The sequence below is a fragment of the Streptomyces sp. cf386 genome, assembly GCF_900103585.1.
Taxonomy (GTDB): Bacteria; Actinomycetota; Actinomycetes; order Streptomycetales; family Streptomycetaceae; genus Streptomyces.
Window position 1 is genome coordinate 41005 of record NZ_FNHV01000011.1, and the last position, 14508, is coordinate 55512.

14 protein-coding genes are annotated in these 14508 nt (G+C 72.6%); 5 read left to right on the forward strand and 9 right to left on the reverse strand.

Features of this window, described 5'->3' with window-relative positions; all coding sequences use genetic code 11:
• Genes nadC through BLU79_RS27110 form a run of 4 tightly spaced genes read right to left on the reverse strand, consistent with a single transcriptional unit; the run spans nt 1 to nt 4635 of the window.
• A complete protein-coding gene (gene nadC / locus BLU79_RS27095; protein WP_093908537.1) occupies nt 1–981 on the reverse strand; it encodes a carboxylating nicotinate-nucleotide diphosphorylase in 981 nt (326 codons plus the stop codon).
• Nucleotides 982–986: 5 nt separating this feature from the next.
• Nucleotides 987–2702, reverse strand: a complete 1716-nt coding sequence (locus BLU79_RS27100; protein ID WP_093908538.1) for an L-aspartate oxidase — start codon at nt 2700–2702, stop codon at nt 987–989.
• Nucleotides 2699–3700 (reverse strand): pantoate--beta-alanine ligase, encoded by a 1002-nt coding sequence (panC, locus tag BLU79_RS27105; protein ID WP_093908539.1) that lies wholly within the window; start codon nt 3698–3700, stop codon nt 2699–2701. Before panC ends, BLU79_RS27100 begins: the two co-directional genes overlap by 4 nt.
• Nucleotides 3697–4635 carry a Rossmann-like and DUF2520 domain-containing protein gene (locus tag BLU79_RS27110; protein WP_093908540.1) on the reverse strand — a complete coding sequence of 313 codons (939 nt, stop codon included), beginning with the start codon at nt 4633–4635 and terminating at the stop codon, nt 3697–3699. Before BLU79_RS27110 ends, panC begins: the two co-directional genes overlap by 4 nt.
• Before the next feature lie 194 nt (nt 4636–4829).
• On the opposite strand from BLU79_RS27110, the gene BLU79_RS27115 reads away from it, so the two are divergent.
• Nucleotides 4830–6026 carry a threonine aldolase family protein gene (locus tag BLU79_RS27115; RefSeq protein WP_093908541.1) on the forward strand — a complete coding sequence of 399 codons (1197 nt, stop codon included), beginning with the start codon at nt 4830–4832 and terminating at the stop codon, nt 6024–6026.
• Here the strand turns inward: BLU79_RS27115 and BLU79_RS27120 are convergent.
• Nucleotides 6016–6231 (reverse strand): hypothetical protein, encoded by a 216-nt coding sequence (locus tag BLU79_RS27120; protein ID WP_093908542.1) that lies wholly within the window; start codon nt 6229–6231, stop codon nt 6016–6018. The genes BLU79_RS27115 and BLU79_RS27120 overlap by 11 nt on opposite strands.
• A gap of 168 nt (nt 6232–6399) precedes the next feature.
• Here BLU79_RS27120 and BLU79_RS27125 point away from each other — a divergent pair, with 168 nt between their 5' ends.
• Nucleotides 6400–7506 carry a DUF5937 family protein gene (locus BLU79_RS27125; RefSeq protein WP_093908543.1) on the forward strand — a complete coding sequence of 369 codons (1107 nt, stop codon included), beginning with the start codon at nt 6400–6402 and terminating at the stop codon, nt 7504–7506.
• A 45-nt stretch (nt 7507–7551) separates the two neighbouring features.
• Here the strand turns inward: BLU79_RS27125 and BLU79_RS27130 are convergent, their stop codons facing one another.
• From BLU79_RS27130 to BLU79_RS27140, 3 genes are all read right to left on the reverse strand, one after another.
• Nucleotides 7552–8184: an AAA family ATPase gene (locus BLU79_RS27130; RefSeq protein ID WP_093908544.1), complete on the reverse strand. Its 633-nt coding sequence runs from the start codon at nt 8182–8184 to the stop codon at nt 7552–7554.
• A 50-nt stretch (nt 8185–8234) separates the two neighbouring features.
• Nucleotides 8235–8906, reverse strand: a complete 672-nt coding sequence (locus BLU79_RS27135; RefSeq protein WP_093908545.1) for a response regulator transcription factor — start codon at nt 8904–8906, stop codon at nt 8235–8237.
• 87 nt (nt 8907–8993) lie between these two features.
• Nucleotides 8994–10208 (reverse strand): sensor histidine kinase, encoded by a 1215-nt coding sequence (locus BLU79_RS27140; RefSeq protein ID WP_093908546.1) that lies wholly within the window; start codon nt 10206–10208, stop codon nt 8994–8996.
• A gap of 130 nt (nt 10209–10338) precedes the next feature.
• On the opposite strand from BLU79_RS27140, the gene BLU79_RS27145 reads away from it, so the two are divergent.
• Nucleotides 10339–11388 carry an SAM-dependent methyltransferase gene (locus BLU79_RS27145; RefSeq protein ID WP_093908547.1) on the forward strand — a complete coding sequence of 350 codons (1050 nt, stop codon included), beginning with the start codon at nt 10339–10341 and terminating at the stop codon, nt 11386–11388.
• 25 nt (nt 11389–11413) lie between these two features.
• On the opposite strand, the gene BLU79_RS27150 is transcribed toward BLU79_RS27145, so the two are convergent.
• Nucleotides 11414–12565, reverse strand: coding sequence for an NADH-quinone oxidoreductase subunit D (locus BLU79_RS27150; protein ID WP_093908548.1), 1152 nt, complete (start codon nt 12563–12565; stop codon nt 11414–11416).
• Between the two features lie 31 nt (nt 12566–12596).
• On the opposite strand from BLU79_RS27150, the gene BLU79_RS27155 reads away from it, so the two are divergent.
• On the forward strand, nt 12597–13130 hold the full coding sequence (locus BLU79_RS27155) for a PH domain-containing protein (protein ID WP_093908549.1): 534 nt from the start codon (nt 12597–12599) through the stop codon (nt 13128–13130).
• A complete protein-coding gene (locus tag BLU79_RS27160; protein ID WP_093908550.1) occupies nt 13127–14461 on the forward strand; it encodes a PH domain-containing protein in 1335 nt (444 codons plus the stop codon). Before BLU79_RS27155 ends, BLU79_RS27160 begins: the two co-directional genes overlap by 4 nt.
• Nucleotides 14462–14508: the final 47 nt, after the last annotated feature.

The window sequence follows — 14508 nt, forward strand, 5'->3', positions numbered from 1 at the left end:
CTACTCCGCCGCTCGCAGGTCCAGGCCGATGTCCAGGATCGGCGAGGAGTGGGTGAGGGCCCCGACCGCCAGGTAGTCGACGCCCGTGTCGGCGTACGCCTTGGCGTTGTCGAGGGTCAGGCGGCCGGATGCTTCGAGTGCCGCCCGGCCGTGCACGATCGCCACCGCCTCCTCGCACTCGATGGGCGTGAAGTTGTCCAGGAGGATCAGGTCCGCGCCCGCGTCCACCACTTCGCGGAGCTGGTGGAGGGTGTCCACCTCGACCTCGATCGGGACCTCCGGGAAGGTCTCCCGGACCGCCTTGAACGCCTGGGACACACCGCCTGCCGCCACTACGTGGTTGTCCTTCACCAAGGCCGCGTCCGAGAGGGACATGCGATGGTTCACTCCGCCTCCGCAGCGCACCGCGTACTTCTCCAGGGCGCGCAGGCCCGGGGTCGTCTTGCGGGTGTCGCGGACCCTCGCCTTGGTGCCGTCCAGTACGTCCTCCCACGCGCGCGTGGCCGTCGCGATGCCCGACAGGCGGCAGAGGATGTTCAGCGCGCTGCGTTCGGCCGTCAGGAGGTCCCGGGTGCGGGTGGTGACCGACAGGAGCTTCTGGCCCGCCTCCACCTTGTCGCCGTCCTCCACGTGGCGCTCCACCTCGAACTCGTCCTCGCAGACGATCGAGACGACCGCCTCGGCGACCCTGAGGCCCGCCACCACGCCCGCCTCGCGCGCGACGAAGTCGGCCGTGGCGACCGCCTCTTCGGGGATGGTCGCGACCGTCGTCACGTCCACGCCGTGCGCCAGGTCCTCCTGGATGGCGACGTTGGCGATGTCCTCGACCTCGACCGGGTCGAGGCCCGCTTCGGCCAGGAGTTGGGCGAGCGCGGGGTCGAGGCCGCACTCTGCGTAGTCTGCGGTCTCCCCGTCGGCACCGCAGGCGCAGTCGTCGCCGCAGCCGCCGTTCGAGGCGAGGGGAAGGTCGGGGGTGGTCACTTCTGTCACTGCTCCTGCTGTGGCTGCCGGGTCGGGGGAAAGTCTGCGGTTTCGGTGGTGTGCACGGCCAGTGTGCGGTCCGGGTTGAGGCGTACGACGATGTGGCGGCGCCATGCCGCGTCGTCGCGGTCGGGCTCGTCCTCGCGCCAGTGGCAGCCCCGAGTCTCCTCGCGAAGGTGGGCTGCCGCGACCAGGACGCGGGCCACGCACAGGAGATTCGTGGCCTCCCAGGTGTCCACGCCGGGCTCGGCCGTCTTGCCGTTCTCCGCGAGGGCGTCGCGGGCCTCGGAGTGGAGTCGCTGGAGCTGGTCGGCGGCCTTGGCGAGGGACTCGGCCGAGCGCAGGACTCCGGCGCCGTCCGTCATGGTCCGCTGGATCGCGAAGCGGGCCTCGGGCGCGAGCAGGGGGTGCTCGGGGGTCTCGGGGTAGGGCACCGGGTGCGGCACGCGTGCGTGGAGGCCGTTCGCCGCCCGGGCCGTCGCGATGTCCTCCGCGATGCGCTCGGCGTAGACCAGGCCTTCGAGGAGCGAGTTGGAGGCCAGGCGGTTGGCGCCGTGCACGCCCGTGCAGGCGACCTCGCCGCACGCGTACAGGCCGGGGACGGTCGTACGGCCCTGGGAGTCGGTGCGCACGCCGCCGGAGGCGTAGTGGGCGGCCGGCGCGATCGGGATGGGGTCGTGCACCGGGTCGATGCCGTGGGCGCGGCAGGCGGCGAGGATCGTCGGGAAGCGGTGCTCCCACATGTCGGCGCCGAAGTGCCGCGCGTCGAGGAACATGTGCTCGGCGTCCTGCTCCTGCATGCGCCGCATGATGCCCTTGGCGACGATGTCCCGGGGGGCGAGTTCGGCGAGTTCGTGCTGTCCCACCATGAAGCGCACACCGTCGGCGTCGACCAGGTGGGCGCCTTCGCCGCGTACGGCCTCGGAGACCAGGGGCTGCTGGCCCTCCGCGTCCGCGCCGAGGAAGAGAACGGTGGGGTGGAACTGCACGAATTCGAGATCGCTGAGCTCGGCGCCCGCCCGGAGCGCCAGCGCCACGCCGTCGCCCGTGGACACGGACGGGTTCGTCGTCGCCGAGAAGACCTGGCCCATACCGCCGGTCGCCAGGACCACCGCGGGGGCGTGGACCGCTCCCACGCCGTCGTGCTGGCCCTCGCCCATGACGTGCAGGGTGACGCCCGCCGTACGGCCTTCGGCGTCCGTCAACAGGTCGAGGACGAGCGCGTTCTCGATCGTACGAAGGCCACGCGCACGTACCGCCTCGACCAGAGCGCGGGAGATCTCCGCGCCGGTCGCGTCGCCGCCGGCGTGGGCGATGCGGCGGCGGTGGTGGCCGCCCTCGCGGGTGAGTTCCAGTTCGCCTTCGGAGGACTCGTCGAAGTGGGCGCCGGTCTCGATCAGTCGGCGTACGGCGTCCGGGCCCTCGGTCACGAGGATGCGTACGGCCCCCTCGTCGCACAGGCCGGCGCCCGCGACCAGGGTGTCGTCCAGGTGCTGTTCGGGGGTGTCGCCCTCGCCGAGGGCCGCGGCGATGCCGCCCTGGGCCCAGCGGGTGGAGCCGTCGTCGAGGCGGGCCTTGGTGACGACGACCGTCCTGAGGCCGGCGGCCTCGCAGCGCAGGGCCGCGGTGAGGCCGGCGACGCCGGAGCCGACGACCACGACGTCCGCGGCGATGGACCACCCGGGCGCGGGCGCGTGCAGTCGTATGCCTGTGGCGGTCACGAGGCGGCTCCGAAGGTGAGGGGAATGTTGTCGATCAGCCGGGTCGTCCCGACCCGGGCGGCGACGGCGAGAACGGCCTCGCCGGTGAAGTCTTCCTCGTGATCGGTGATCTCCGTGAAGTCCGACGGGTCGACGAGGGCCAGGTAGTCGAGTTCGAGCGGCGGGTCGAGGCGGATCGCCTCGTCGAGGACCAGCCGGGCGGCCGCTCGGACGGCCGCCGCCGCGCCGGGGACGGCCTTGGCGACGGCATGTGCGTCGGCCGCCGCGCGGGACTCCCCTATGGCGCTGAGCGCCTCGGCACGCGCCCGCGTGGCGGGGACTTCGCGGGCACGCGCGCGCAGCGCCTCCTGCGCCGCGTGCCGGTCGCGCCCGGCGAACAGCGCCTGGGACAGCGCGAGCGCCGTGCGCCGTTCCTCGGGGGAGAGGTAGCGGTTGCGGCTGGAGAGCGCGAGGCCGTCCTCCTCGCGCACGGTCGGGACGCCGATGATCTCAATGCCGAAGTTCAGGTCGCGCACCATCCGGCGGATCAGCGCGAGCTGCTGGGCGTCCTTCTGGCCGAACAGGGCGACGTCGGGGCGGGTGAGGTGCAGCAGCTTGGCGACGACGGTGAGCATGCCGTCGAAGTGGCCGGGGCGGGAACCGCCTTCCAGGCGCTCGCCCATGGGGCCGGCGCTGATGCGTACCTGGGGTTCGCCGCCCGGGTAGACCTCGTCCACGGCAGGGGCGAACACCGCGTCCGCGCCCGCCTGTTCGGCGACCTTGAGGTCGGCCTCCAGGGTGCGCGGGTAGCGGTCGAGGTCCTCGCCCTGGCCGAACTGCAGGGGGTTCACGAAGACGGTGACGACGACCTCGCCGTCCGGTCCCGCGATCTCCCGCGCGGTGCGGACCAGGGTGGCGTGGCCCTCGTGCAGGGCGCCCATGGTCATCACCACGGCGCGGCGGCCGGCACGCGTGCGTGCGTGCAGTTCGTCGGCGGTGCGCAGCAGGGTGGTGGTCATCGGGCCTCTCCCTCGGCGCCGTTGGTCCCGGTGGTTCCGCCTGCGAGCACCCCGAGGAGGTCCTCGGCGAGCTCCGGCTTCAGCAGTCCGTGGGCGAGCGCCCGGTCGGCGGTCGCGCGCGCCATCGCGAGGTAGCCGGCGACGGTCTGCGGGGCGTGTCGGCGCAGTTCCGTGACGTGCGCGGCGACGGTGCCCGCGTCCCCGCGCGCGACGGGGCCGGTCAGGGCAGCGTCGCCGGAGCGCAGCGCGTTGTCGAGCGCGGCGCCGAGCAGCGGGCCGAGCATGCGGTCGGGGGCTGTCACACCCGCCTCGCGCAGCAGCTCCATGGACTGGGCGACCAGCGTCACCAGGTGGTTCGCGCCCAGCGCGAGCGCCGCGTGATACAGCGGGCGCATCTCCTCGGCGACCCACTCCGGTTCGCCGCCCATCTCGATGACGAGGGCCTCGGCGGCCAGCCGCAGCTCCTCGGGCGCGGTGACGCCGAAGGAGCAGCCGGCGAGGCGCTGGACGTCCACGGGGCTGCCGGTGAAGGTCATCGCGGGGTGCAGGGCCAGCGGCAGCGCGCCCGCGCGCAGGGCGGGGTCCAGGACCTTGGCGCCGTACCGCCCGGAGGTGTGCACCAGCAGCTGCCCCGGCCGTACGGCCCCGGTCTCGGCGAGGCCCTCGACCAGTCCGGGCAGTGCGTCGTCCGGGACGGTCAGCAGGACCAGCTCGGCGCGCGCGAGGACTTCGGCGGGCGGCACCAGCGGCACGTCGGGGAGCATCCGCTCGGCCCGTCGCCGGGAGGCGTCGGAGACCCCGGAGACGGCCACCGGGCGGTGCCCGGCGAGCTGGAGGGACGCGGCGAGCGCGGGACCCACACGGCCGGCGCCGACGACACCGACGGTGAGCCGCGCGGGGCGGTCCTTGGGATCTGGCTGTTGGCTTGTACTCACGCGAAGGCGGCCTTCCCGTTCCAGTCCGCTCCGGGTACCGGACGATTTCTCGTCATGTTAACGCGATTGGTTCGAGAGGCGTTCGGTTGTCCACAGGCTGTGGGTTTCCCCACGCCCTCGCGCGCGCGGTCGGGTGAGGGCGGCGGTCGAAACTCGGGTGCCCGCGCGGGTGGCCGGGCGGGATGATCCGGGGCATGAGCGATACGGCGGAGCAGGGCACACAGCAGAGCACGCAGATCACCGACGACGAACGGCGCAAGCAACGCTTTGAGCGGCGCATAGGCGCATTCCGCAGCGCGGAGCGCGTCCTCTCGCGCCTCGACTTCCTTGGCACGCTCCGCGAGCGCCTCGCGCTCCTGGAGGCGGCGCCGGACGTGTACGACCTCGACGAACGGCCGGACGTCTATGGCAACGGCGTCGTCGAGGCCCTGGAGGAGAAGACCGCGGCGCTGCTCGGCAAGGAGGCCGCCGCGTTCTTCCCGACGGGCACGATGGCCCAGCAGGTCGCCCTGCGCTGCTGGGCCGGCCGCACCGGCGACCCGACCGTCGCCCTCCATGGACTGGCTCACCCCGAGGTGCATGAGCGGAACGCGTTCAGCCAGGTCAGCGGATTGCGCCCGGCCCGGCTGACGAGCGAGCCGAGGCAGCCGACCGCCGCCGAGGTCCGCGACTTCGAGGAGCCCTTCGGGGCACTGGTGCTGGAACTTCCCCTGCGCGACGCCGGATTCCTGCTGCCTTCCTGGAACGAGCTCGTCGAGGTGGTGGACGCAGCGCGGGAGCGCGACGCGGTGGTGCACTTCGACGGCGCGCGCCTGTGGGAGTCCACCGTCCACTTCGGCCGCCCGCTGGACGAGATCGCGGGCCTGGCGGACAGCGTCTACGTGTCGTTCTACAAGTCCCTGCGCGGATACGGGGGCGCCGCGCTCGCCGGTCCGCGGACACTGGTGGAGGAGGCGAAGGTCTGGCGGCACCGCTACGGCGGCATGGTGTTCCAGCAGTTCCCCACGGCGCTGTCGGCCCTGGTCGGCCTGGAGCGGGAGCTGCCCCGGCTGCCGGAGTACGTGGCCCACGCGCGCGTGGTGGCCGCCGCGCTGCGCGAAGGGTTCGCCGCGGCCGGCCTGCCGTGGGTGCGCGTCCACCCCGAGGTGCCGCACACGCACGAGTTCCAGCTCTGGCTGCCGTACGACGTCGACGTCCTCTCCGAGGCCGCGATCCGGCAGGCGGAGGAGACGAAGACGGGCCTGTTCGCGGGCGCCTGGGACCAGAAGGGCCCGGGGGTGGCCTGCACCGAGGTCTCCGTCCGCGCCGCCGGCCTGGAGTGGACGGCGGGCGACGTGAGAGCGGCCGTCGCGGAGTTCGTGGCCCGGCTGACCGAGGAGGTCAGCAGGTAGAGCGGGCCCATTGCCGCAGCCACCGGCCCAGGGCCTGGCGTATCCGCCCTCGGGCCGGGCGTCCGGCGACGACCGCCCGGAACTGCCGGTGGTCGCGCCACTCGCGCGCGACCTGCCAGTCATGGGCGCCGGGCGCGGGCGGGGCGGGCTCGCCGTGTTGCTGGGCACGGTAGGTGTCGAGGAGGTAGTGCTGCGTGATGCTCATGGCGTATCGCCTTCTCGGGACGTAGGAGACATGACGTGAAGAGGGATCGGGCTCCGCGGCTGCCCCGGTGATGCCAGGCTCGCCCCCGGACGGCGGCCACGTCGCGTCGATTGACGGCCGCCGTCAATCGACGGCCGCGTTGTCAGTGGCGGGGTGCACCATGAGGGCATGAGCGTGACCATCGACATCGCGGGGCTGCGGCCGGAGAGGCTCGCCGTCGTGCCCTCGCCCCTGGCCGAGCTCGGCATGGCGCTGCACGCGCTGTCGGAGCCGGGGCACCACCCGGGCCTGCAGGGCTGGGTGACGAGCGTGACGGCCCGGATGGACTCCCACCTGGCCGACCGGATGTGCGAGGCCGACTTCCTGTGGCGGTCGACGTTCTCGGATCTCTTCCTGCCCTTCGCCGGCCTCCCGGGCCGCAGCACCCTCCCGGGCGCCACGCTGGCGGAGGAGCTGGACCAGCTGGACAAGCTGACGGACGAGCAGTTCGTGGACGCGGCCCTGGAGTTCACCTGCGCCCTGCCGTACAGCACGCGCGGGCCCGACGCGCTCTCCGACGCCGAGGTGCGGCGGCGCGCCCTGGACCTCGCCGCCGCGCGCGGGCCGCAGCAGATGCGGTTCAGCGAGCGGCTGCTGTTCGATCCGCCGCGGATCCGGGCCTGGCTGCGGCAGTTCCTCCAGGACTGCGACGAGGCGTTCTTCGCGGAGACCTGGTCCCGGCTGCGCCACCAGCTCGCGACGGACGCCCGCCACAAGACGGACCTTCTACGGCACAAGGGCCTCGCGGAGGCGCTGGCCGCGGTGTCCCCGGCCGTGACCCTCGACGAGAGGTCCGCGCGGATCACGATCGACAAGCTGGGCGAGGGCCACACGGCCGTGGGCGACGGCGGCCTCCTCCTCGTCCCGACGAGCCTGGGCTGGCCCCACCTGATGGTCCTGCACCGCTACGCCTGGCAGCCGGTGCTGCACTACCCGGTCGGCTCCCCCGAGTTCGCCACCCCGCCCACGGTCGAGCAGCTGGCCCTGCGGATGACCGCGCTCTCCCACCCCGTACGGATGCGCATCTGCCGCAACCTCGCCCGCAGCGCGTACACCACGGGCGAACTGGCGCAGGCACACGGCATGACGGCGCCGGAGATATCCCGGCACCTGGGCGTCCTGAAGAAGGCGGGCCTGATCACCACACGCCGCCGCGGGCGGTACGTCCTGCACCAGCTGGACGTGACGGTGGTGGCCCGGCTGGGCAGCGACTTCCTGGAAGGGATCCTGCGCTGAGCATCCCGGCTCGGTCGAGGCGGTTACGCCGGCCCGAACCCCGGCTCAGTCGAACCGGATGTGCCTGACCCCGACCCCCGCCTGCCGCAGCCGTGTCCGCAGCGCGCCCTCGTTGTTCGGCCGCAACCGCAGCCCGGCCAGGACGGCGATCCGGTCCGCCGTCTTCGGCACGGTCGAGTGGTCCGTCCACAGATGCTCGGCGAACTCCGGCTCGCGCAGCCGCTCCAGGCAGTGGTCGAGCTGCTGCACGGCCCAGCTCTCGTGGCGCAGACCGGAGTTCTTCCGTGCGGCGAACGGAAGGAGGTGCCCGAAGCCGCGCTCCCGAAGCCGCCGCAGGACCGTCTCGCGCTCCGCGAGGAGGGTGAAGTGCCGTACGTCGTGGCCGAGTTCGCGCAGGCGGCCCACGGTCTCCTCGAAGTAGCCGGCGTTCGTGACCGTCATGGGGGTGATCACCACGCCCTCGTGCTTGGTCAGCGCGAGGTCGAGGACCTCGACTACGCCCTGCCGCCAGGACGCCAAGTCCTGGAAGTCTCCCCGCAGTTCGGGCGGCAGCATCCGCCGCAGCCCGAAGCCGGCGTGCTCGGGATCGCAGACCACGCTGCCGGGCAGGCGGCGCTGGATCTCGTACGCGGTCTGCGTCTTGCCGCCCCCGAAAGGGCCGTTGATCCACAGGAGCATGCGCAGACCCTAGTGGGCACCGATGAACGCGGGGTCACGCCCGCTGTGCGTCAGCCGTGCCCGCCGGCCCGCACCAGACCCGTCTCGTACGCCAGGACCACCACCTGCACCCGGTCCCTGAGCCCCAGCTTGGTCAGGATGCGGCCCACGTGGGTCTTCACGGTCGCCTCGGACAGGACCAGCCGGGCCGCGATCTCGCCGTTGGACAGGCCCTGCGCGACCAGCACCATGACCTCGCGCTCGCGGTCGGTGAGCCGCTCCAGCTCCTTGTGCTGCGCCTCCTTGCCGGTGGAGGGCAGCATCGGCGCGAACCGGTCCAGCAGGCGCCGGGTCGTCGAGGGGGCCACCACCGCGTCGCCGCTGTGCACCGAGCGGATGGCGGCGAGGAGCTCACCGGGCGGCACGTCCTTGAGCATGAAGCCGGAGGCGCCCGCCTTCAGCCCGGAGAAGGCGTACTCGTCGAGGTCGAAGGTGGTCAGGATCAGCACCTTCGGCGGGTTGGCCTCCTGGCAGATACGACGGGTGGTCTCCACGCCGTCGAGCTTCGGCATGCGTACGTCCATCAGGACCACGTCGACGGGGGTCTCCCGCAGCACCTGGAGGGCCTCGACGCCGTCGCCCGCCTCCGCGACGACCTCCATGTCCGGCTGGGCGGCAAGCACCATCCGGAACCCGGTGCGCAGCAGCACCTGGTCGTCGACGAGCATCACGCGGATCGTCATCGGGGTCCTCTTCCGTGTCTTCCGTATCCGTCTACAAGGGGGTTCTACAGGGGCGTTACAGGTGTCAACAAAGGGCGTGCGCAGGCGTCAGTGTGCGGGTTTGAGCGGCAGCAGCGCGCTGATCCGGAATCCTCCGCCCGGACGCGGCCCCGCGTCCAGGGTGCCGCCGACCATGCCGACCCGCTCGCGCATGCCGATCAGACCGTGCCCCTGGCCGTCGGCACCGCCCTCCTCGTACAGCTCGTGCGGGGCACCCTTGCCGTCGTCCTCGACGAGCAGGCCGAGGCCGTCGTCGAAGTAGACCAGGCGCACGCTCGCGCCCGTGTTGGGCCCGCCGTGCTTGCGCGTGTTGGTGAGCGCCTCCTGCACGATGCGGTACGCCGTCAGCTCGACGCCGCTGGGCAGCGGGCGCGGGGTGCCCTCGACCTTGAAGTCGACCGGGAGGCCGGAGGTGCGGCACTGCTGGATGAGCTCGTCGATCTGCTCGACGTCGGGCTGCGGGACGTACTCGCCGCCCTCCTGGTGCTCGCCGGTGCGCAGCACCCCGAGCAGACGGCGCATCTCGGCGAGGGCCTGGCGGCCGGTGGAGGAGATGGTCTCCAGGGCCTTCTTGGCCTGGTCGGGCGCGGCGTCGAGGACGTAGGCGGCGCCGTCGGCCTGCACCACCATCACGGAGACGTTGTGCGCGACCACATCGTGCAACTCGCGCGCGATCCGGGCGCGCTCGGCGGCGACCGCGACCTTGGCCTGCGCCTCGCGCTCCTTTTCGAGCCGGGTCGCGCGCTCCTCCAGCTGCTCGTAGTAGGCGCGGCGCGTGCGGATCGAGTCGCCGAGCACCCAGGCGAGCGCGAACGGCACCGTCAGGAAGATCATCAGGGCGATGTTGCCCAGGACGCTGGAGTCCCGCTCCGGCCAGCGCAGCTGTGCCAGCGGCGCCGCGCACAGGCCGGCGCCCAGCGCGAGCCGGGAGGCCCAGCGGGCGCCGGTCGCGGCGACGGTGTAGGTGATCACCAGGAAGGCGAAGTTGGCGGGTGTCGTCGCCACGTTCAGCGCCAGCTGCGCCAGTCCCACACCGGCGGCCAGTAGCAGCATTTTCTCCGGCATACGCCGGCGCAACGCGATGACCAGGCACAACAGGAGGACCACCACGATGATGGCCGCCTCTGAGTCCGTGCCCGGAGGGTTCTGTCCGCCCTCGTCCCGGACGGCCACGGTGACCGCGGAGATCCCGAAAAGGATGACGGCCCAGAAGCTGTCGACCCATGTCGGGTGCCTGCGGAGAAAGTCATAGAGGCGCTGCACGTAACCCAGCGTAGGGAAGCGAGATGCGTGCAGGGGTCAACCGGAGGGCCGATCCGCACCGGGCGCGCGTACTCCGCAAGGTGGAGGCTGCGTTCTCCTGTGCGCTTAGGACCTGCCCTAGCCTGGGCCGGTGACGGCAGAGGCGGCGGGCGAGTGGCGCGGGTGGCGGGCGGCGGCGGAATCCGCCCTGTACGGGCCGGGCGGCTTCTACCGGCGGCCCGAGGGACCGGCCGGCCACTTCCGTACGTCCGTGCACGCGTCGCCTCTCTTCGCCGGTGCCGTGGCCCGGCTGCTGTGCCGGGTCGACGAAGCCCTGGGCCGGCCCGCCTCGCTCGACCTCGTCGACATGGCGGCGGGGCGGGGTGAGCTGATCACCGGCGTACTGGCCGCCCTCCCGGCCGAGGTGGCGGCACGCACGCGTGCGTACGCCGTCGAGATCGCCGACCGACCGCACACCCTCGATCACCGGATCGAGTGGCTGCGCGAGCCGCCGCCACGGATCACGGGCCTGCTTTTCGCCAACGAGTGGCTGGACAACGTCCCCGTGGAGGTCGCCGAGGTGGACTCCGGGGGCGTACCGCGCCTGGTCCTCGTACGACGGGACGGGGTCGAACGCCTCGGGGAACCGGTCGCCGGTGCCGAGGCGGAGTGGCTGGCGCGGTGGTGGCCGCTGGGGGCCGTGGACGGGGCGCAGGGCGGGGAAGCCCTTGAAGGGCCGGAAGGAATCGAAGGGCTGCGGGCCGAGATCGGACTGCCCCGGGACGAGGCCTGGGCGAGCGTGGTCGCGGCGGTGGACCGAGGGCTCGCCGTCGCCGTGGACTACGCGCACACCGCGCGGCAGCGGCCACCCTTCGGGACGCTCACCGGCTTCCGCGAGGGCCGCGAGACGGCACCCGTGCCGGACGGCTCGTGCGACATCACGGCGCATGTCGCGCTGGACGCGTGCGCGGCGGCGTGCGCGCTGCCCGGTACACGCCTGCTCTCACAGCGCGACGCGTTGCGCGCCCTGGGCATCACCGGCGAACGCCCCCCACTGGAGCTGGCCTCCACGCGCCCGGCCGAGTACGTACGGGCCCTCGCGACAGCGGGCGAGGCCGCCGAGCTCACCGCTACGGGCGGGCTCGGGGACTTCGGCTGGCTGGTGCAGTCGGTTGGAATTCCGGACGTACTGGCGAAGTGAGACGTACTGACGAAGCGATCAGTCGCTACTTGTCGATGTCCCCGACCACGAAGAACATCGACCCCAGAATCGCCACCATGTCCGCGATCAGCGTCCCCGGCAGCAGCTCCACCAGCACCTGGATGTTGTTGTACGACGCCGAGCGCAGCTTCAGCCGGTACGGGGTCTTCTCCCCCTTGCTGACGAGGTAGTAGCCGTTGATGCCGAGCGGATTCTCGGTCCACGCGTACGTGTGCCCCTCGGGCGCCTTCAGCACCTTCGGGAGCCGCTGGTTGATCGGCCCGGGCGGCAGCTCGGCGAGGCGGTCGAGGCAGGCGTCGGCGAGGTCGAGGGAGTTGTGGGTCTGCTCCAGCAGGCACTCGAACCGGGCGAGGCAGTCGCCCTCGTCCCGCGTCACGACCTTGAGGACGTCCGCCAGCTCGCCGTACGCGAGATAGGGCTCGTCCCGGCGCAGATCGAAGTCGACGCCCGAGGCGCGCGCGATCGGCCCGCTCACCCCGTAGGCGTGCACGGTCTCCGGCGCGAGGGTGCCCACGCCCCGCGTGCGCCCCCGGAAGATCTCGTTGCCGAGCACCAGGTCGTCGAACCGGTCCATGCGCGAGCGCACGTCGGCGACGGCGGTACGCGCGCGTGTGGTCCACCCGGCCGGCAGGTCCTCCTTCAGGCCTCCCACCCGGTTGAACATGTAGTGCATGCGCCCACCGGAGACCTCCTCCATCACATGCTGGAGTTCCTCGCGCTCCGAGAAGGCGTAGAAGATCGGCGTGATCCCGCCCAACTCCAGCGGGTACGACCCGAGGAACATCAGGTGGTTGAGCACCCGGTTGAGCTCCGCGAGCAGCGTCCGGGTCCAGACCGCCCGCTCCGGCACCTCCATGCCGAGCATGCGCTCCACGGCGTGCACGACGCCCAGCTCGTTGGAGAACGCCGACAGCCAGTCGTGGCGGTTGGCGAGCATGATGATCTGCCGGTAGTCGCGGGCCTCGAAGAGCTTCTCCGCGCCGCGGTGCATGTACCCGATCACCGGCTCCGCGTGCTGGATGCGCTCGCCGTCCAGGACGAGCTTGAGGCGCAGCACGCCATGCGTGGACGGGTGCTGGGGCCCGATGTTGAGCACCATGTCGGTGCTCTCCGCGGCGCCGCCGATACCGACCATGGTCTCCGTCGTAGGAGTCATGGACACAGTCTCTCCTACGTACGCTGGCCTCATGGAGACGGGGAGCCCGGAGAACACGGGGACAGCGGGGGCCGAGCAGGCGGGGGCCGAATCGACGGAGGCCGAACCGAGGTGGACCGGTCTGCCACCCGGTCTGCTCCGTATGCGACGGTTGTTGCTGGTGGTGTGGCTGGGGCTGCTGACGGTCGGGCTCGCCCTGCTGCTCGGCCTGCTCGCCGGGCCCGCCTGGACGGCCTTCGCGCTGCTGCCGCCGGCGGTGATGGCGTGGGGCTGGGTGATGCTCGGCCGTAACTGGCGTTCGTGGCGCTACGCCGAGCGCGCCGACGACCTGCTGATCAGCCGGGGCGTGCTGTGGCGCGAGGAGACGGTGGTGCCGTACGGCCGGATGCAGCTGGTCGAGGTCACCTCGGGCCCCGTCGAGCGGCACTTCGGCCTGGCCAGCGTGCAGCTGCACACCGCCGCGGCGGCCACCGACGCCACCATCCCCGGCCTCGACCCGGCCGAGGCCGAGCGGCTGCGGGACCGGCTCACCGAGCTGGGCGAGGCACGATCGGCGGGCCTGTGACGACGCCCGGCGTCGACGACGCCGTACGCGCGCAGCGACCCCTGACCGAGCGACGGCTGCACCCCGTGACGCCGCTGAGGCGCGCGTGGGCTCCGGTCGCGGTGCTGATCGGGTGGGCGGTGCACGACCCGGACCAGGCCCAGCGCCATCTGACGAGGCTGACCACCACCACGCTCCTGCTGGCGCTCGCCGTACTCGTCCCCGCGGCCGCCCTGTACGGCTTTCTCACCTGGTGGTTCACGCACTTCGCGGTGACCGACACGGAACTGCGCATCCGGACCGGCCTGGTGTTCCGGCGCAGCGCGCACATCCGGCTGGAACGCATCCAGGCCATCGACGTCACCCAGCCGCTCCTCGCGCGCGTGGCGGGCGTGGCGAAGCTCAAACTGGACGTCATAGGCACGGACAAGAAGGACGAACTCGCCTTCCTGGGCGCGGATGAGGCCCGTGCGCTACGCGCGGAACTCCTCGCGCGCGCCGCCGGTTTCGCGCCCGAGACGGCGCACGAGGTGGGCGAGGCGCCGTCCCAGCAGCTGCTGCGCGTGCCGCCGGGCGTTCTTGCCGTCTCGCTCCTCCTGACCGGCGCCACCTGGGGAACGCTGGCGGCCGCCGCCGTCGTACCGACCGTCCTGTGGCTGCTCACCGAGAGCGCGTGGACGGTCCTCGCGACCGCCCTTCCGCTGTTCGGCGCGGCGGGGGCGAGCAGTGTGGGGCGGTTCGTCTCCGAGTACGACTGGACGGTGGGCGAGTCGCCGGACGGGCTGCGCCTCGACCACGGCCTGCTCGACCGGGCGCACGAGACGGTGCCGCCCGGCCGCGTCCAGACCGTACGGATCGTCGAGCCGCTGCTGTGGCGGCGGCGCGGGTGGGTGCGAGTGGAACTGGACGTGGCGGGCTCGTCGAACTCGGTCCTGCTCCCGGTCGCCCCGCGCGAGGTCGCCGAATCGGTCGTCGCGCGCGTGCTGCCCGGCGTGATCGTCCCCCCGCGCGCGTCCCTGTCGCGTCCGCCTCGGCGGGCGGGCCGGTGCATGCCGCTGTGGTGGCGGGGGTACGGCCTGGCCGTCACGGACGCGGTGTTCGCCGCCGGCAGCGGCCTGTTCAGCCGAAGCCTGGCGCTCGTACCGCACGCGAAGGTCCAGAGCGTACGGCTGACTCAGGGCCCCTGGGAGCGCCTGTGGGGCGTCGCCGACGTCCACGTGGACACCGGGGCGAACAAGACCGTGACGGCCCGGCTGAGGGACGCCCAGGAGGCCGCGGAGCTGTTGCGGGCGCAGGCGGAGCGGTCGCGCACGGGACGCAAGGGGGCCCGGCCGGACCGGTGGATGGTCTGAGGCCGGTCACGTCCCTGAAGGACTCCGACCGGCGTCACCCACCCCGT